Here is an 18,311-nt window from a genome sequence, read left to right on the forward strand (position 1 = left end):
TAGGTAGTTAAATGTTAAGGAATGCAAAGAACAATTGGTAATTTTTACATTGATAAAAAAGCTTGAGCTTCACACTATGTGAAGCTTTACATTATTGGAGACAAGAACAGGAGGTTGAAAAAATGAAAAAAGCAATAAAGTTTTGTTTAATAGCTACATTATCTACAACGATTATTAGTGGATGCTCTTTTGAGGGTAACAATGAAAATGTTAAAGGGAAAGAAGGGGAAAAAGTAGAGGTACAGAAAAATGCTGGGAAATATACGATGCCAGATGAAAAAGATAAACATGAAGGTACATGGCTACAATGGCCACATGAATACACATATGGTGAAGAGTATAAGAAGGAAGTTGAACCTATTTGGGTTAAGATGGCAAGTGCTTTAACTGAGGGTGAGAAAGTCCACATTGTTGCATATGACCAGGAAGAAAAAGAAAGAATCAATAACCTTTTAACAGATGAAGGGTTAAATATGGAGAAGATTGATTTCTTTATCGCGCCTACTGATGATGTATGGGCAAGGGACAGTGGATCAATTTTTGTTTATGACAGCAATAAAAATCTCAAAATATTAGATCCAGCATTTAATGGTTGGGGGAAGAAAACACCGTATAAAAATGATGCTCAAATACGTAAGAATGTTAGTAAACAATTAGGAATTGAAAGAATTGATTGGGGAAAATTTGTCCTTGAAGGCGGCGCAATTGAATTAGACAGCAATGGGACTGCGTTATTAACTCGAAGTGCGGTGACGAATAAAAATAGAAATCCTGATTTATCAGAAAAAGAAATTGAAAAATATATAAGTGATCTTGGGGTATCAAACTTTATTTGGTTAGACGGAGTACCTAATTTAGATATTACGGACTTTCATATTGATGGATTTGCTAAATTCCATAATAAATCTACCATTGTAACGATGAAAGAAGATGACCTAGCCGAATGGGGTTTATCTAATAAAGATATGGATACATTGTTAGATGCAAAAAATGCTTCAGGACAGAAATATAAGTATGAATACTTGCCGCTTAGTAAAGAAAAGGTTGCTTTAGAAAATGGAAAAACTCTCGATTATAAGGGGTCATATATCAATTATTATATCGGAAATACAGTTGTATTAGTGCCTAATTATAATGATCCGAATGATAAAATCGCAAACGATACGATTCAGAAGTTATACCCAGGTCATAAAGTAGTCGGTATTGATGTGAGAGAGTTGTATAAAAACGGCGGTATGATTCATTGTGTGACACAACAACAACCCATTGCATTGAAGTAATTGATTGTAATTTCGTTGTTCTGCTATATAGACAAAATAGGTGGAATCTTATTACCTATTTTGTCGTTCCTTATTATTTATAATAATAAAATTTTAATATAATGATAAATTAATTATAGTGTATATTCGCTTTTCGTTTTATATGGTAAAGGAGAAAAATGTTTGTGTTAAAGAATTTTAAAATAGTGTTTTCGTATTTCCCTATCGTTTTACAGTACATTTTAAATGTAGCTTTAATTTGCTTAGGGGTTATTCTAAGTGTGTTTCTTATGAAAGAAGTCATTCAGTTTATACAAGAACTGAAATTGGATGGTAATGAATCGAGTTATCATTTAATCATTTATTGTTGTTTTAAAATATGGTATTAAAAAAACTTGTCAAGAGTCAATATAAGGCTTAACGTCAGCCTTATATTTTTTATATAAATATATAATATTTCTCCATGCTATAATCCATTCATAAAATGTACATGTTGCATGAGTTGTAACGAAAAAAGACATAAATTTAGGAATAGTTGGCTTTGTAAAATCAGTTATGTAACTACTATTAAAAAGCGAGATGAATAATATGGAACAAAAACATAATGGCATTATTTTTACTGCAATACCAGACGAATCAAATGAATATTATCAACCATTTTATGAAGACTTGATTTACTTTAATGAATGTTTAAATGAAAAGAAATCAATTGCGGATCAACTTATATCTTTATCTGTTGAAGAACAAGACTTTCATACGAGCTGTTTTGAGTATGATGATATTTGGCTAAGAGATGTTGCACCGGTTGTCACAAATCATCTAGTTAAATTTAAATATCGACCAAATTATTTGCCAAATGATCAAGGGCGATATTTAGATCAACAATTTAATAAATGGTTGAAAAAGAATGACTTTGAATATGTAAAATCCCCATTAATATTAGATGGTGGTAATCTTATTTGGAATAAAAAAGATACTGTAATATTAACAGAACGCATATTTGATGATAACGATGATTGGATAGAAGAGGAAATTATTGAGCAGTTAGAATGGGATTTAGATGTGAGCCGAGTTATTATTATTCCTGCTGAGGAAGGGGATGTACTAGCACACGCAGACGGAATGGTTAAATTTATTGATGAACATACAATGTTTATTAGTGATTTTTTAGGAGATCATGAATTTAGATATAGTGTTCAAGAGATTATTAAAGAACAAATGCCAGAAGCTGAATTTATAGTTGTTCCTTCATCATATACAGAGAAAGGACAATATGATCAAGAGATAGCATCGGCAAAAGGGTTGTATATAAATATGTTAGAATCATGTGATGCTCTTTATGTTCCTAAGTTTGGGCTAGCTAAAGATGAGGAAGTTTTACGATATATTCAACAGTATACGGAGAAACAAGTTATTCAAATTCATGTAGGAGAAATATCAACAATGGGAGGCGCGATGAATTGTTTAACGTGGTATTGTCCAAGTCATTTGTTACCTTCGAAAATGAGAAGATTTTTGATTGGTTTTAATAAATAAGTAATGAAAAGAAAATATATTCAAGGAGTATTGATATGTATACCATCGCTGAGTTTTCTCGGATTTGTAAAATGAGTACGCGGATGTTAAGACATTATGACAAAGAGGAGATATTAAAACCGGCATATGTGAATCCGGTTAATGGGTATAGGTATTATGAACAAGAGCAGCTGGAAGTAGCATTGAAAATAAAAAAGCTAAGGGAGTATAAATTTCCTCTTCCAAAAATTAGAATTGTTTTGCAGTCATCGGATCAAGATTCGTTTGTTCAGCATATACAATCACAAATTATCGAGTTGTCTCAGGAAGTGAAGCAAAACTTACAGGTTATTTCAGAAATGAATGAAATGGTAATGGTGAATAGTAGTCTAAATATTGCTCGCCATAGAAGTTACGATATATTAATGGGAATGAGGAACGAAGTAATGTTAATTACTCAAAGAGTAAAAATAGATATAGATGATATGGATGATTATTTTTATGACTTATATGAAGAGGTACAAAAAAATAACTTTCAAATAGCTGGTTCTCCATCTGCAGTCTTTTATGATGAAGAATATATTCCAAGTAACAGTGATATTGAGTTAAGAATTCCGGTTATGCAGGGGAATGATGAAGACGTAGCACAAGAGTATGAAATGAAACAACTAAGTCCACATCATATCGTTACTACTATGCATTATGGAAGTTACGACTATATAGGTTACGCTTATATAGCGTTAGAAGAATGGATTGAAAGAAATGGGTATGTAATAATTAATTCGCCATATGAGGTTTATATAAAGGGACCTGAATGTGATTGTTTAGCAGAAGAGTATGTGACACAAATTTGTTTTTTAGTTACGAAAATAGAATGAGAATAAGGATTGACATTAACATTATGTCAATCCTTATTCTATGTATGAAAGCAATTTATCATAATAAAAAGGAGAAGTAAAGAATCACCTTATAAAGTTGCTACAAGTAAATGAAGATATTCCTGTTGACCTTAACACGATGTCAAAGTATAGACTGTACGTACATTCATATAAGGGGTGAACACGTATGAGAAATATAGAGAATAGTTTGTTTTATATGCCTGCGGAATGGGAGAAACATGAAGGTACATGGCTCCAATGGCCACATGATAAAGCACATAGAGGTGAAGGCTACAGAGCTAAGTTAGATGATATTTGGATATCGATGGCAAAGGAGCTTCACTATGGAGAAAATGTCCATATTGTTGTATGTGATGAAGAAGAGAAAATACATGTCCAATCGAAGTTAATTGAAGCTAATGTAAATATGGATAAAATTGATTTCTTAATTCAAGAAACTGATGATATTTGGATACGAGATAACGGACCAATCTTTGTAACGGATAAGGAAGGGAATCGCTGCCTAACGCACTGGATATTTAATGGTTGGGGAAATAAATATCCGTACGAAAAAGACGCTAATATTCCGAATAAAATAAGTGAAATGTATCGTATTCCAAAAGTTGAATCTAGTGTCTGTCTAGAGGGTGGGGGAATTGAGATAAACGGAAACGGGACCTTAATGGCGGCGAAAACGTCTATTATAAATGAAAATCGAAATCCCACACTAAGTCAGAAAGAAATTGAAATGGAGTTAACGAAATATTTAGGAGTAACAAATTTTATATGGATAACTGGTATACGCGGAGAAGATAATTATGATGAAGATACGGATTATCATATTGATGGCGCGGCACGGTTTGTAAATGAAAATACGATACTGTATGAATATGATCCTTTCGATGAAGGAGAGCCATACCTTTTGGAGGCGTATGAAAAGCATTATCAAGAATTACGGCAAGCGAAAAATATAGATGGAAAGCCATTTCAGCTCATTCCAGTACCAGTAACAAGAAAAGTGGTAAAAGAAGCAGATTGTAAAGGATCGTACTTAAATTTTTACATTGGTAATGAAGTTGTATTGGTACCTATATACGGTGATGAACATGATAAATTAGGGCTTCAAATCATTGAAGGTCAATTTCCAGGGAGAAGAATTGTTGGTATATATGTTAACGAATTGTATGCATACGGTGGTATGATTCATTGTGTGACGCAGCAGCATATAGAATAGAGTAATTCAAATAAAAAGCATGCAGAGCATATACTCTGCATGCTTTTTATAATGTTGAAAACTCCTCAACAAGTTGAGTGAATTGTTTCAATGCACTTTCAATCGGTTCTGGCGTTGTTAAATCGACGCCAGCTTTTTTCAATAAGTTTAATGGGTAGTCTGAACTTCCGCCTTTAAGGAATTCAATATAATTTTTCTGAGCATTCGGATCACCGCTTAATAGTTTATCAGCGATTTGAATGGCAGATGCGAATCCAGTTGCATATTTGTATACGTAAAACGGGCGATAGAAATGAGGGATTCTAGCCCATCCGTATTTTACTTCTTCATCAAATACAAGTGAATCACCGTTATATTCTTTAAATAGCTTTTCATAAATTTCACTGAAGACTTGTGCATGTAATGGTTTACCTTGTTCAGCCATTTCATGTGTGATTTTTTCAAATTCTGCAAACATAATTTGTGTAAAGAAAGTACCTTTAAATTTCTCAATAAAATGGTTAACTAAATGGTTACGCACGTTCGTATCTTTTGCTTCTTTTAATAAATAGTGAATTAATAACACTTCATTTACTGTAGAAGCGACTTCTGCGACAAAGATAGAATAATGTGCAGAAATTCTTGGTTGGTATCCATGTGAATAGTGCGTATGCATACCGTGACCACATTCATGAGTAAGAGTGAACAGGCTGTTTAAATCATCGTGATGATTTAAAAGAATGAAAGGATGAACGCCGTATACACCAAAGTTATAAGCACCAGAACGTTTCCCTGGTGTTTCTCTTACGTCTATATATCTTTTATCTTTAAAACTTTTTAATGTCTCAATATATTCTTCTCCTAAAGGAGCTAGTGATGCAATCATAATGTCAAATGCTTCACTATATGGGATGTCTTGTTTTGCACCTTCTACTAAATCGACGCCTAAGTCGTATTGTCTTAGTTCATCTACGTTTAATTTTTCTTTTCGAATTTCATTGTATGTATGTAATGTTTGAATGTTTTTTTTCGTTGTATCAATTAGGTTTTCATATACTTCTTTCGGAACCATATCGCCAAATAATGATTTCTCTAGCGCTGATGGATAGTTTCTTAATTTCGAAACAGTAACATTATTTTTAATAGCAGCGGATAAAGTAGATGCGATGGAATTCTTTAACTGAACATATGGTTTGTAATATGCTTTATAAGCTTCTTTACGCTTTTCACGATTCGTATCTTCTATTAACTTTGCATACATTCCGCGTGTTAAGTTCACTTTTTCTCCATCGTCAGTCGTCACTTCACCAAATAATATATCTGCATTATTTAACATACCAAATGTGTGCTGTGGAGAAGAAAGAGCTTCACCCATTTGTGATAAAATTTCTTCTTGGTCCTTATTTAATACGTGTTTTTTATAACGGTATAATTCAAATAAGTCTTCTTTATAATATTGTAAGCCTTCTGTTTCTTCTATGTAAGAATGTAATGTGTTTTCGTCTATGCTAAGTAAGAAGGGGGAAAAGAAAGATTTCGCTGCACTTACTTTCACGTGTAATTGTGATACTTTATCGACAAGAGATTGCGCGTCAGTATCGCGTGTATCAAGGTCAGATTGTAATCGTGCATAAGCGAACATTAAAGATATTATGCTAGAAATTTCTTCACTCTTCGTTAAATAAGCTAATAAACTATTGCCGTCGTGAATATTTCCATTAAACTCGTGTAATTCCTTCGTTAATACTTCAATTTTATGAAAATCACTTTCCCAATCTTCAATTGTATGGTAAATGTCTGTTAAATCCCATTTTTCTATATCAGCTACTTGTAATCGATCTTTAAGTTCTGTCATAATCATTTCCTTTCTAAACATGTAGTTATATTTCTATATAACTATGAAATACAACAAATTGCAAAAAATCCCTGCTGAAAATTGAAAAGCCCTGCTAAAATAACAAGGCTTACTTACTTATAGTGTAATTCCGAATTTTGAATGTAAAAGGTTTGTATATTGCATGTTTGTAACGGTTTCTTTCGTTTTTTTACCATTTTTCGCTACTGTAAGGCTATCTTTCGTTAAAGAGGCATGCCCATCTTCAGTTAGTTTTACAATAAGAGGTACTTTATTAAAGGGTGATCCTTCATGTTCAACGATAATTTTTTGTGCTGTATTTGCTTTTTCTTCATCCACTTCTTCTATATAAAATGCATAGCCTAACGTCCAATCATCAGCAGAAGATTGATCCAAGAACTCATTGTTTTTCCGCATCTCTAAAATGTAGTTTCCCTTTTCGGTCATTTCTTTACGAATACGATAATCTCCTGTAACAGAGTGAATGACTTCACCTGAGAAAGGGACAGGGGCAAGAGGTAAGTATGATCCGAATCCTACTTCAATTAAATAAAGTTCATTATGATGTGTTAAAACGATTGCGATATGGCCAGAATTAACAGCCCATATGGAGTTTGCAGCGTTATAAACTGTTCCTGAAACGAGATGAACATCGAATCCAGAATCTTTCAGGAAGTAATACATAGTAGGATTGAGTTCATAACAAAGACCGCCACGGTTATTTACTAAAATTTTCTCTTTCAAATTTTCTTTTGATATTTCTTTAAAATTCTTTTCGAGAATATTTAAGTTTTCAAAAGGAACAGTTTGTGCTATTGCGTACATAATGTTAGATAAATCTTCAAATGAAACTGTGTCTTTTTCTTCTATATGTAATCGTGCGAAAAATTGTTTTTGAAAGTCTGTCATCGAAATCCCTCCGTTATGCTTTTATAGGTAAATTGTAAACAATCTTGAATAGGATGTGAAATTAAAACTACGTTGAATATTTGAAATTAGATTAAAAATAATATGAGAGAGTGAGAGATTGCTACTTTACTAACGGTGGGACGAATATTATAATAATTCTGATAAAATATGCAAACGCTTTCTTGGAAGGGGATGGTGTACAGATGTTTAAAAGAATAACAATAGTCGGATTGTCAGTTGTTATGTTTTTACCTAGTATATATGAGGGGAGTAAAGCATATGCAGATACAGTTAACAATGGAACGTTAATGCAGTATTTTGAATGGTATGCTCCGAATGATGGAGATCATTGGAATCGTTTGCGTACTGATGCTGAAAATTTAGCGCAAAAAGGAATTACATCTGTTTGGATACCACCTGCATATAAAGGAACTACGCAAAATGACGTAGGATATGGAGCATATGATTTATATGATTTGGGGGAATTCAATCAAAAGGGAACAGTGCGGACGAAATATGGGACGAAAGCACAATTGAAGTCTGCAATTGACGCTTTACATAAGAAAAACATCAATGTATACGGTGATGTAGTTATGAATCATAAAGGTGGGGCTGATTATACAGAAACTGTCACAGCAGTTGAGGTAGACCCGAGCAATCGGAATATTGAAGTATCAGGTGATTATGAAATTAGTGCGTGGACGGGATTTAACTTTCCAGGGCGTGGAGATTCTTATTCTAATTTCAAATGGAAATGGTATCATTTTGATGGAACGGATTGGGATGAAGGAAGGAAATTAAACCGAATTTATAAATTTAGGGGCATAGGTAAAGCATGGGACTGGGAAGTGTCTAGCGAGAATGGGAATTATGATTATTTGATGTATGCAGATCTTGATTTTGATCATCCAGATGTTGCGAATGAAATGAAAAAATGGGGAACGTGGTATGCGAATGAATTAAATTTAGATGGTTTTCGTTTAGATGCTGTTAAACATATTGATCATGAATACTTGCGCGATTGGGTAAATCACGTTAGACAGCAAACAGGGAAAGAAATGTTTACAGTAGCTGAATATTGGCAAAATGATATCCAGACTTTAAATAATTATTTAGCGAAGGTTAATTATAATCAATCTGTGTTCGATGCACCACTTCATTATAATTTTCATTATGCTTCAACAGGAAATGGAAATTATGATATGAGAAATATTTTAAAAGGAACGGTAGTTGCGAATCATCCTACACTTGCGGTTACTCTAGTTGAAAATCATGATTCACAGCCTGGTCAGTCATTGGAATCTGTAGTGAGCCCTTGGTTCAAGCCGCTGGCATATGCATTTATTTTAACGCGTGCAGAGGGGTATCCTTCTGTTTTCTATGGTGATTACTATGGTACAAAAGGAAATAGTAACTATGAAATTCCAGTGTTAAAGGATAAAATTGATCCGATTTTGACGGCACGAAAAAACTTTGCATATGGTACGCAACGTGATTATTTTGATCATCCAGATGTGATTGGCTGGACAAGAGAAGGTGATAGTGTACATGCTAATTCTGGTTTAGCAACATTAATCTCTGATGGACCAGGAGGGGCAAAGTGGATGGATGTTGGAAAGAATAACGCAGGGGAAGTATGGTACGATATTACGGGTAATCAAACAAATACTGTAACAATTAATAAGGATGGTTGGGGACAATTCCAAGTAAGTGGAGGATCAGTTTCCATATATGTTCAGCAGTAATTTGGTGATGAAATAGGAGAGGGAAATATAAGTTTTCCTCTTCTTTTTATATTGTTATCCTTCCTAAATCTTTATGTTTATAAATGAACTAGTCGGCTTTTGAAACACCAAGAGATGCATTGGAATAAATAATGTCATCTTATTCGTACTCGAGGAACATCTCCTTACTGTGATTGCTATAGAACTAAATATTAGTATGTTTTTAATGTGATTTTAATAGATATTATATTTGCTTTACGATAAAATTATTATAATGCAAAATTACACTATCATCATAAAATGATAGTTAATGGGTATTTTTATACTTGTGGTTATTAGTGTTTTCTAAAGCAAGATGATGAGTTTTTATTATTCAAGTTAGCGAAGATAGTTTGATGTAGCGCTTTTTAGAAGAAGTTCTTTATATAAATCGTAATTTAAAATCCATAGGCACATTTCTGTATAGGTGGTAGTAGCAAAAGGAGAGGCAATATGAAAAGAACAATAATGAAATATAGTATAATGTTTAGTTTATTACTATTAACATCATGTGATATATCGAATGAAGAAATTGAACAAAAAGCACAAAGTTATACAAAATCGGAGTATGGTATGGTTGTTAAATTAAACGGAGTTGAAACTCTGGATAACGGAAAGGACTTCCTTGGTCCAAAGGGGCGGATAGTTACTGTGCAGCAAGTCGATGAACCACACTTGCAATTTCAACTGTACTTCGAGGGGCAAATCTCTCCAGAAGTAAATAATGATAACTATGAAAAGAAAAAGGAAGCAAATAATTTACAAGGAAGATTTAATACATATTATGGAGAGAAAAACACTATATTTACTTTTGATCAAATGCAGACTGGGGATAATGTTTCCGATAAGAATACTGAGGAACAAATAGCGAAGAAAAATTTGCAACAGTATTATACGGCAGTTTTTAAAAGTAATACTGTTTTAGATGTAAACAATTCTGTACATATGGAAACATTAGCGGGGGTTGCAAGAAGTATTCAGGAATTTAATAAAACGATTGAAAATAGTAAAAGTAATGTAGAAGATATAACGATTCAGTTGCCAAATATTAATAAGGATGTACTACAAAATATTCCTGTAGATTATATAGTAACGGCTGAAGATGCGAAAAAGACCCTTGAGAAAAAGGTTGATTATATGAACATTTTACAGTCTGCAAGGAAATAGTTTGACACCTTTACTTCTTACAAAACATATAGTATGATGATTTCAGTAAATTAGATTTCAATGACTATAATATAAATTAATGAGAGGTGCTTTTTGTGAGTGCGGTAGGTACTAAATAGGAAAAATTTAATGAAATAAATCGGATAAGACCAGGGGATTTTTATGTACATCATACCCCTAATTTTGTCATGCATTTATTTCAAAACCTATGAAGATACCTACAATACTTTATAAAGCGTGTAATAAGGGACTGCCATCTATTTTTTTATGGCTTATTTCCTCATATGTTATTACAAATGCCTTGTAAATGTAAAAGCTGCGGTATCCCCGCAGCTTTTTTGTATATGTTTTTATTGTATAATTATGGGATTTTATATATGACTCATTGGAATCTAATGAGTAGGTATCTTCATTTATGATAAAAATCAATCATAGTGAGGAGAAACAAAATGAATACGATGACTTTTGAAAAGCTACAATATAACGAATTAAAGGATATAGTGAAATCTTATTGTGTAAGTGGATTAGGTAAGGAATTATTAAACAAATTAGAGCCGAGTACGAGTATAAAAGTAGTGAGAAATCGGTTGAATGAAACGACAGAAGCACGAGCTATATTAGATGCAGAAGGGCATGTTCCTTTCTTCGGCATTTCTAATATTGCTAGTACAATTCAAAAATTAGAAAAAGGGATGATTTTAGATCCAGAAGAATTAGTCAGTGTTTCAGACTTTTTACGCGGATGTAGAAAGATTAAAAAGTTTATGTTAGATAAAGAATTTTTTGCACCAGTATTAGCTTCTTATGCAAATTCAATGACTGAATATAAAAGTATTGAAGAGGAAATTAACTTTTCAATTAAAGGAAATAGTATTGATGCAGCTGCAAGTAAAGAGTTAAAACGAATTCGAAATAATATCGATTCTGTAGATGGGAAAATAAAAGAACGTTTAACGAAGTTTTTAAATAGTAGTGCAAATAAGAAATTCATTCAGGAATTCTTTATTAGTAAAAAGGATGACCGTTATACGATTCCAATTAAATCTTCCTATAAAAACCAAGTTGCTGGAAGTATTATTGAAGCCTCGGCAAAAGGTTCTACTGTATTTATAGAACCGCATACGGTTACGAAATTGAATGCGGAACTAGCGGGTTTGAAAGCAGAAGAAGCGGTTGAAGAATATCAAATTTTAGCGACTTTATCAGGAATGGTGTTAGAAAACATTTATAGTATAAAGATTAACATGGAGCTAATTAGTCAGTATGATATGGTATTTGCAAAAGCGAAGTTTAGTAAATCGATCAATGGAATAGAACCGAAGTTAAATGATCATGGCTACGTTCATTTAGTGAATTGTAAGCATCCGCTTTTAACAGGGCAAGTTGTACCCTTAAATTTTGAAATTGGTCAAGAGTATCGTAGTTTAATTATTACAGGGCCGAATGCGGGCGGAAAGACAATTGTATTAAAAACGATTGGATTGTTAACATTAGCTACAATGTCAGGTCTTCATATTGCAGGAGATAAAGGTACAGAAATCGCTATTTTTGAAAATGTATTTGTAGATATTGGTGATAATCAAAGTATCGAAAATGCACTAAGTACATTTTCATCTCATATGAAAAATCTTTCTGAGATTATGAGGATGTCAAATAATAATACGTTACTTTTATTTGATGAAATAGGAAGCGGTACAGAACCGAATGAAGGTGCAGCACTTGCAATATCTATTTTAGAAGAGTTGTACCTTGCGGGATGTATTACCGTTGCGAGTACGCATTACGGAGAAATTAAACGATTCTCAGAAATGCACGATGACTTTATGAATGCAGCGATGCAGTTTAATAGTGAAACGCTAGAGCCGCTTTATAAATTAGTTATCGGAAAATCAGGAGAAAGTAATGCACTTTGGATTGCGAATAAAATGAGCGTAAAAGAACATGTGCTGAAAAGAGCGAAAGAGTACATGGGAAATAAAGAGTACGCTTTAGAAAAAGTGAATGAAAGTAAAATTAGAAAACCGAAATTTGTACAAGAAAAAAGAGAATTTCATTATGAGTACAAAATCGGCGATCGTGTGAATTTATTAGATTATGATGATTTTGGTATCATCTATAAGGAAAAAGATAATTTTTATAACGTTGTTGTATATTATAACGGTGAATTCGTTGAAGTAAATGTAAAACGTATTACTTTAGAGGTAGCAGCGAAAGAATTATACCCAGAAGGATACGATTTAAATACACTATTTGTTGATTATAAAGAAAGAAAAATGCAACACGATATTGAGCGCGGATCGAAAAAAGCACTGCGTAAAATTCAAAAAGAAATAAGAAAGAATAGAGGATAAGTTAAAATGGTAACGATTAGACAAGAACAAAAAAATGATTATAGAAAAACAGAAGAAGTCGTAAAAGAAGTATTTTCACTTGAAGAATTTAGTGATAAAACAGAACATGAACTTGTAAAACGTATTAGAGAATGTGACGCGTTTGTTCCGGAGTTATCAATCGTTGCAGTAGATGAGGAAATAGTCGGTCACATTATGTTATCTAAAATTGCGATAGAACAAGATGGAACTTCTGTAGAATCGCTAGCACTTGCACCAGTGTCAGTTGCTAGGGGCCATCAGAAGAAAGGAATTGGCGGAAAACTGATCACGGCTGCTTTAGAAAAAGCGAAAGAACTTGGATACGGATCAGTTGTAGTATTAGGACATCCAGAGTACTACCCGAAATTTGGTTTTAAGAAAGCAAGTGAGTGGAATGTAAAAGCACCGTTTGAAGTGCCTGAAGAGGTATTTATGATAATGGAATTAACAGAAAATGCTCTTCGAGGTGTAGAAGGAATTGTACAATATTCGAGTGCTTTTGCTGAGTAGGAGTACCGGTTAAGAAATGTAATCATAAAAGATGCTATCTTTTTGTATGGATATACAGAAAGATAGCTTTTTTTATTAAGCGGATCTACTGACGTATATTTTGCTCAATGAATAATTGAGGTGTTAAAATTGATATAGAAACGTAAAGGGAGAGAATGAAATGAATAAGCGAGAAACAGATAGCAATGAGAATGTAGTGACGTTATATGTTACAAGACACGGTAAAACAATATTAAATACGAATCATCGCGCGCAAGGTTGGGCAGATTCTCCTTTAGTAGAAAAAGGTGTTGAAGTTGCCACAAATTTAGGAACAGGATTAAAAGATATTCATTTTATGAATGCATATAGTAGTGATAGCGGCCGCGCAATTGAAACTGCTAATTTAGTATTAAAATATAGTGAGCAATCAAAATTAAAACTTGAGCAAAGAAAAGATTTGCGAGAATTAAATTTCGGTATTTTTGAAGGTGAAAAACTTGAGAATATGTGGGATGTGGTTGGAAAAGCTGCAGGCGTTGCATCACCAGAAGAACTCTTGAAGCTTTCTATTCAAGAAGTGATTAATCTTATTAGAGTAGCAGATCCGACAAAACAGGCGGAAGATTGGGAATTGTTTTCTACTCGTATAAAAACAGAGATAGATAAAATTAGTGAAGAATCTGCTGCAAATGGTGGCGGTAACGTTTTAGTTGTCGTTCATGGGCTTTTGATTACTACCTTAATAGAAATGTTAGACAGTAGCAAAACAAAACTTGGAGTGGAAAATGCTAGCGTGACGAAGATTGTATATCAAGATGGAACATACACAGTTGAGTCTGTTGGAGATATGAGTTACGTTGCAAAAGGGAAAGAAAGTGTGGAAATATAAAAATAAGAAAAGGAAGGTAGAGAACTCTAGCTTCCTTTTTATTTTTTAATATATCATTTATTAATTCGAATCGGAATATTCCGTTAAAAATGAACTATGAAAATTATTGTAATGGTATAATTAGAGAGTAGGAACAACAAATTAGTTTGCAGTGTATTGGAGGGACATTAGCCTTACATTTCATCTCGGAATCTAAAGTAAGTATACGAGAAATAAAGTGAAACTTTAATCAGTGGGGTTTTCTTCATCCCCCACTGATTATCATCCCTCACCAATCGGACTTTAATGGGCAGCCCGCCCCCCACCTAACTTCTTTGCTTTCGCTGCATTTTGAGGTGGGGGTCTTACTGCCCATTAAAGCGGGATAAAACAAAGTAAGGAATGTGTGAATATGGGTGGTACATGGTATGTGATTTATGTTCAATTCTAAGAAGAAAAGAATATTAACAATTATATGGAGAAGTGATTATGTTGATTAAATTCGTTCATTTGTTATTTGGGAAACCGTGTGAAAAAGGTGATTCGTTCCAAACTAAGTTTCCACGTTTTATTTATTGGAGTGCAGTTGTATTTTATTTTTTTGGAATGCTATTATTTGGGATTCTTTCTTTTATTGATACTGTATTTATTGGATCGTTGATATCAGGAGGTTTGTTCTTTCCTTTAATATTTAGATTCATTTATTATATAAACTTAAAAATGAGGGGCCTAGAAAGAGAAGCGTAGAGAAAAAATATAAATAACAGGGTTATTGAAAAGAAGCGAGATTGATGTTAAGAGATAATAAAGTTGTTTAATTTACAATAAAGTCCTTTGAAAATAATAAAGTTGTTTAATTCTTATTGAATTAACGGTGCAGGATAGTTGAATAAGGATGATGATATACTTAAGGGGGAATTTACTTTATTTTATAATTTATGAGGTGGAAAATGGACTCTTTAGAATTAAACAAATCTAAATATATTGTCTCTAATATCAAAGAAATTTTGCATAAAAAGCTTATTCTTGATAAACCATTAACTAAAGATGAGGTAAAAAAATTAAAACTAGTTAATCCCCCTGTATACGAAAAAGAGAAGTATCTCATTCAAAAACGGTGGTTTTATAGTATTAATATCGGAGAATGGGAAGATGTGGAGATTATTATTCAGGGGAATAATGAAAATCCTGATATGGAAATTATCGAAATGGCAGAAAAAACATTCGATGAACTCCATCTACATATAAGCTGTGCATTAAAATATTTACAGAAGTTCTTCCCTAATCAAGAAATGAAGAACTACTATCTATCCACAATATTTTTTGGAAAGATGGTTAATTTTGACGATTATATATTTTCTGGGTTTAGTTTAGCTTTTATTTATGATGGTCACTTTGAGTTTCAGTATAAAGTAAAATTTAAAAACGATGGATGGCCTATTGGTTTTGAAGGTGGGCCACTTTAATAATAATAGATAATTTTTTCTTATTGAACTAACGGGTGCTTTAGTTGAACAAGATTTAAACAACTTTATTATTAATTTTTGTCTACAAGCACATTTAAATGGTTAGAAATTAAACAACTTTAAAGAGCTTTACTACAATATGATTTGTAGCCAGGCTCTTATATTTTTAGATCAGAATTAAATAACTTTATTATCACTTTACAATTGAACATAAATAACGTTAAAAAAGGAAGCAAAGAAATACATTCTAGCTTCCTTTTTTATTGGAACGATTATGGGATCAATAAAATCTTCCCTGTGCTTTTTCGGCTCTCTAATAATTCATGAGCACGGGCACCATCTTGTAAAGAGAATGTAGTAGAACTTGCAATCTTTAATTTTTCGGTCGCAATCCATTCGAATAATTGAGAGGAGCGTTCTATTCTCTCTTCATAAGATGTAAGCACGTTCCAAAGGTCTCCGCCAATTAAAGTTTTCGAAGTATCCATAAGCATACGTGGATCAACTGGCGCAGGATTACCGCCGGCCATTCCGTAAAATACGACAGTACCGCCAGTTTTAGTAGCATTAAAACTCTCCTCTAATGTAGAACCTACTGATTCATATACAACATTTACTCCATCACCATTTGTTATTTCAACTACTTTTGTATGCCATGCTTCCGTATATAAAAAAACGTGATCAGCACCAGCTAATGTAGCTATCTTTGCTTTTTCTTTTGATGACGTTAGGCCGATTACTTTTCCGCCTAGTAGTTTAATTATTTGAATAAGAAGTTGCCCAACACCACCAGCTGCAGCGTGTACTAAAGCTATATCACCTTGTTTTATTTCATAGCTATCTTTCGTTAAATAATGTGCGGTTAGACCTTGCAATAAGACAGAAGCGGCTGTTTCAAAAGAGATAGAATCTAAAAGCTTAATTGCTTTCTCAGACGGAACAGCAACTAGCTCTGCATTTGCAAATGGGACATCAGCAAATGCAATACGATCTCCAGGATTAATATTCGTAACGTCAGCTCCTACTTTTTCAACAATGCCAGCCCCTTCATAACCTAATATAAAAGGCGGGGTACCAGCGAGATGATAATCACCGCGGCGTCTATAAATGTCGGCGAAATTTAAACCGATTGCTTTCGTGCGGACAATAATTTCATTTGGATTTATGATTGGATCATTTAGTTCTTTATATTGTAGTACATCCGGATTTCCGAACTGTTCGAAACAAAGTGCTTTCATATGGAATACCTCCATTTTTATTGTTTGTAGATGCTCTTTATCATACAATACAAATATCAATAGACAAAGAGGATTATTTCGATGAAATCAATCGGGAATATCGATTGAAAAGAGGGACGATAAATGGAGATAAAACAATTAATTACATTTAAAGTAGCGGCGGATACTTTGAATTTTACACAAACTGCGAAGAAATTAAACTTTGCTCAATCGAGTGTGACAGCGCAAATTAAAACGTTAGAAGCTGAGTTAGGTACGCCGTTATTTGAAAGATTAGGAAAACGCCTTTTCTTAACTGAAGCAGGTAGGAAGTTTCAACTATATGCCGACAAGATGATTGCGCTCAGCAACGAAGCAAAAATGGCTGTGAAAGATGATGAAGAAATAGCAGGTACGTTAATAATCGGTGCGCAAGAGAGTCAATGTACATATAGACTTCCATCTATATTAAAGAAGTTTAAAGCACAATTTCCTCAAATAAAACTTATATTTAAACCGGCACATTCCAATAAAGATGCGAAGGAACAATTGATGGAGGGAAAAGTCGATCTTGCATTTATTTTGGACGAATGTAAAACAGAAGATACTTTACATGTGGAGCCGCTTATGAAAGAAGAATTAAAAATAGTAGCTGCTTCAGGGCATCATTTACTCGAGAAAGCTTCCATTTCTACAAAAGATTTAGAAAGTGAGACGTTGTTGCTAACAGAGCTAGGGTGCTCGTACCGGACTTTATTTGAAGAGCTACTTCGTACAGAAGATGTGTATCCAGTAAATAAAATTGAGTTCGTTAGTGTCGAAGCAATTAAACAATGTGTTATTGCAGATTTAGGAATAGCTGTGTTACCAGCAATAGTAGTAGAAAAAGATATACGAGAAGGGATGATAAAAGAGTTACATTTAGAAAATGAAATCTCACCGATTTATACACAAATTGCTTGGCATAAAGATAAATGGATGACAGCGCCACTGCAGCAATTTATTGATGTAACGAGGGAGTTTTTTACAACAGATTAAGTGGAGAAATATTTATTTTATATAAAAGAAAAAATGGCAATTTTGTATAAAGAACCGATGCTTGCATGTAACAAGTATCGGTTCTTTTATGTTTTAAATAAAGGATGCTATAAAATGTGTATTTCTCAACTTTTTTTCTTAGACGGTTACGTAAATTTCTTCGTATATTCCAATAATCATAAGGAAATTTACAACGTTTAGTCGTTTCCATAAGATGCCTCTAGGAAGCATGAAAGGAGGGGCGTACATAGGGGATAGATTGTCTTTATTATACGTACTTATTTTGAGGGAGGAAATTG

16 protein-coding genes are annotated in these 18,311 nt (G+C 33.2%); 13 read left to right on the forward strand and 3 right to left on the reverse strand.

The genetic code is table 11. The features are described 5' to 3' along the window. Positions 1 to 122 precede the first annotated feature (122 nt). From ACTFR8_RS15290 to ACTFR8_RS15310, 5 genes are all read left to right on the forward strand, one after another. Positions 123 to 1,280, forward strand: a complete 1,158-nt coding sequence (locus ACTFR8_RS15290) for an agmatine deiminase family protein (protein WP_100618767.1) — start codon at positions 123 to 125, stop codon at positions 1,278 to 1,280. 164 nt (positions 1,281 to 1,444) lie between these two features. Then, the gene (locus ACTFR8_RS15295) at positions 1,445 to 1,648 is read left to right on the forward strand and encodes a hypothetical protein (protein ID WP_000916568.1); all 204 of its coding nucleotides are present in this window, start codon (positions 1,445 to 1,447) and stop codon (positions 1,646 to 1,648) included. A gap of 199 nt (positions 1,649 to 1,847) precedes the next feature. Continuing rightward, a complete protein-coding gene (locus tag ACTFR8_RS15300) occupies positions 1,848 to 2,795 on the forward strand; it encodes an agmatine deiminase family protein (protein WP_252209651.1) in 948 nt (315 codons plus the stop codon). A gap of 35 nt (positions 2,796 to 2,830) precedes the next feature. Continuing rightward, positions 2,831 to 3,652 (forward strand): MerR family transcriptional regulator, encoded by an 822-nt coding sequence (locus ACTFR8_RS15305; protein ID WP_100618768.1) that lies wholly within the window; start codon positions 2,831 to 2,833, stop codon positions 3,650 to 3,652. Positions 3,653 to 3,839: 187 nt separating this feature from the next. Next, the gene (locus ACTFR8_RS15310; RefSeq protein WP_001244183.1) at positions 3,840 to 4,886 is read left to right on the forward strand and encodes an agmatine deiminase family protein; all 1,047 of its coding nucleotides are present in this window, start codon (positions 3,840 to 3,842) and stop codon (positions 4,884 to 4,886) included. Between the two features lie 46 nt (positions 4,887 to 4,932). Here the strand turns inward: ACTFR8_RS15310 and pepF are convergent, their stop codons facing one another. Together pepF and ACTFR8_RS15320 are read right to left on the reverse strand one after the other, a co-directional pair. Further along, complete coding sequence (gene pepF, locus ACTFR8_RS15315) at positions 4,933 to 6,720, reverse strand: oligoendopeptidase F (protein ID WP_100618770.1); 1,788 nt, start codon at positions 6,718 to 6,720, stop codon at positions 4,933 to 4,935. Between the two features lie 117 nt (positions 6,721 to 6,837). Further along, positions 6,838 to 7,629 (reverse strand): arylamine N-acetyltransferase family protein, encoded by a 792-nt coding sequence (locus ACTFR8_RS15320; RefSeq protein ID WP_000129186.1) that lies wholly within the window; start codon positions 7,627 to 7,629, stop codon positions 6,838 to 6,840. Between the two features lie 203 nt (positions 7,630 to 7,832). Here ACTFR8_RS15320 and amyS point away from each other — a divergent pair, with 203 nt between their 5' ends. The 7 genes from amyS to ACTFR8_RS15355 all read left to right on the forward strand — a co-directional run bounded on the left by amyS (position 7,833) and on the right by ACTFR8_RS15355 (position 15,757). Beyond that, positions 7,833 to 9,374 carry an alpha-amylase gene (gene amyS / locus ACTFR8_RS15325; RefSeq protein ID WP_252209650.1) on the forward strand — a complete coding sequence of 514 codons (1,542 nt, stop codon included), beginning with the start codon at positions 7,833 to 7,835 and terminating at the stop codon, positions 9,372 to 9,374. A 471-nt stretch (positions 9,375 to 9,845) separates the two neighbouring features. Continuing rightward, positions 9,846 to 10,559 (forward strand): hypothetical protein, encoded by a 714-nt coding sequence (locus tag ACTFR8_RS15330; RefSeq protein WP_000831441.1) that lies wholly within the window; start codon positions 9,846 to 9,848, stop codon positions 10,557 to 10,559. A gap of 449 nt (positions 10,560 to 11,008) precedes the next feature. Next, complete coding sequence (locus ACTFR8_RS15335) at positions 11,009 to 12,910, forward strand: endonuclease MutS2 (RefSeq protein ID WP_001095189.1); 1,902 nt, start codon at positions 11,009 to 11,011, stop codon at positions 12,908 to 12,910. A 6-nt stretch (positions 12,911 to 12,916) separates the two neighbouring features. Next, positions 12,917 to 13,441, forward strand: a complete 525-nt coding sequence (locus tag ACTFR8_RS15340; RefSeq protein ID WP_000256478.1) for a GNAT family N-acetyltransferase — start codon at positions 12,917 to 12,919, stop codon at positions 13,439 to 13,441. 160 nt (positions 13,442 to 13,601) lie between these two features. After that, positions 13,602 to 14,312 carry a histidine phosphatase family protein gene (locus ACTFR8_RS15345; protein ID WP_001042050.1) on the forward strand — a complete coding sequence of 237 codons (711 nt, stop codon included), beginning with the start codon at positions 13,602 to 13,604 and terminating at the stop codon, positions 14,310 to 14,312. Between the two features lie 468 nt (positions 14,313 to 14,780). Continuing rightward, positions 14,781 to 15,038, forward strand: coding sequence for a hypothetical protein (locus tag ACTFR8_RS15350; protein WP_000905655.1), 258 nt, complete (start codon positions 14,781 to 14,783; stop codon positions 15,036 to 15,038). Between the two features lie 203 nt (positions 15,039 to 15,241). Then, on the forward strand, positions 15,242 to 15,757 hold the full coding sequence (locus tag ACTFR8_RS15355) for a hypothetical protein (protein ID WP_030026782.1): 516 nt from the start codon (positions 15,242 to 15,244) through the stop codon (positions 15,755 to 15,757). Between the two features lie 272 nt (positions 15,758 to 16,029). Here ACTFR8_RS15355 and ACTFR8_RS15360 read toward each other — a convergent pair whose 3' ends face one another. Next, a complete protein-coding gene (locus tag ACTFR8_RS15360) occupies positions 16,030 to 16,995 on the reverse strand; it encodes a quinone oxidoreductase family protein (protein WP_030026781.1) in 966 nt (321 codons plus the stop codon). 123 nt (positions 16,996 to 17,118) lie between these two features. Between ACTFR8_RS15360 and ACTFR8_RS15365 the strand changes: the two genes are divergently transcribed. Beyond that, a complete protein-coding gene (locus tag ACTFR8_RS15365; RefSeq protein WP_044584725.1) occupies positions 17,119 to 18,012 on the forward strand; it encodes a LysR family transcriptional regulator in 894 nt (297 codons plus the stop codon). Positions 18,013 to 18,311: the final 299 nt, after the last annotated feature.

Origin of the sequence: Bacillus cereus group sp. MYBK15-3 (assembly GCF_051916765.1) — a bacterium.
Lineage (GTDB): Bacteria > Bacillota > Bacilli > Bacillales > Bacillaceae_G > Bacillus_A > Bacillus_A cereus.

Bases quoted from the DNA above. Each gene is read 5' to 3' on its own strand.
- ACTFR8_RS15340 (WP_000256478.1), top strand. From the start codon at position 12,917: ATGGTAACGATTAGACAAGAACAAAAAAATGATTATAGAAAAACAGAA.
- ACTFR8_RS15300 (WP_252209651.1), top strand. From the start codon at position 1,848: ATGGAACAAAAACATAATGGCATTATTTTTACTGCAATACCAGACGAA.
- ACTFR8_RS15320 (WP_000129186.1), bottom strand. From the start codon at position 7,629: ATGACAGACTTTCAAAAACAATTTTTCGCACGATTACATATAGAAGAA.
- ACTFR8_RS15350 (WP_000905655.1), top strand. From the start codon at position 14,781: ATGTTGATTAAATTCGTTCATTTGTTATTTGGGAAACCGTGTGAAAAA.
- ACTFR8_RS15330 (WP_000831441.1), top strand. From the start codon at position 9,846: ATGAAAAGAACAATAATGAAATATAGTATAATGTTTAGTTTATTACTA.
- pepF (WP_100618770.1), bottom strand. From the start codon at position 6,720: ATGACAGAACTTAAAGATCGATTACAAGTAGCTGATATAGAAAAATGG.
- ACTFR8_RS15305 (WP_100618768.1), top strand. From the start codon at position 2,831: ATGTATACCATCGCTGAGTTTTCTCGGATTTGTAAAATGAGTACGCGG.
- ACTFR8_RS15360 (WP_030026781.1), bottom strand. From the start codon at position 16,995: ATGAAAGCACTTTGTTTCGAACAGTTCGGAAATCCGGATGTACTACAA.
- ACTFR8_RS15310 (WP_001244183.1), top strand. From the start codon at position 3,840: ATGAGAAATATAGAGAATAGTTTGTTTTATATGCCTGCGGAATGGGAG.
- amyS (WP_252209650.1), top strand. From the start codon at position 7,833: ATGTTTAAAAGAATAACAATAGTCGGATTGTCAGTTGTTATGTTTTTA.
- ACTFR8_RS15355 (WP_030026782.1), top strand. From the start codon at position 15,242: ATGGACTCTTTAGAATTAAACAAATCTAAATATATTGTCTCTAATATC.
- ACTFR8_RS15365 (WP_044584725.1), top strand. From the start codon at position 17,119: ATGGAGATAAAACAATTAATTACATTTAAAGTAGCGGCGGATACTTTG.
- ACTFR8_RS15290 (WP_100618767.1), top strand. From the start codon at position 123: ATGAAAAAAGCAATAAAGTTTTGTTTAATAGCTACATTATCTACAACG.
- ACTFR8_RS15335 (WP_001095189.1), top strand. From the start codon at position 11,009: ATGAATACGATGACTTTTGAAAAGCTACAATATAACGAATTAAAGGAT.
- ACTFR8_RS15345 (WP_001042050.1), top strand. From the start codon at position 13,602: ATGAATAAGCGAGAAACAGATAGCAATGAGAATGTAGTGACGTTATAT.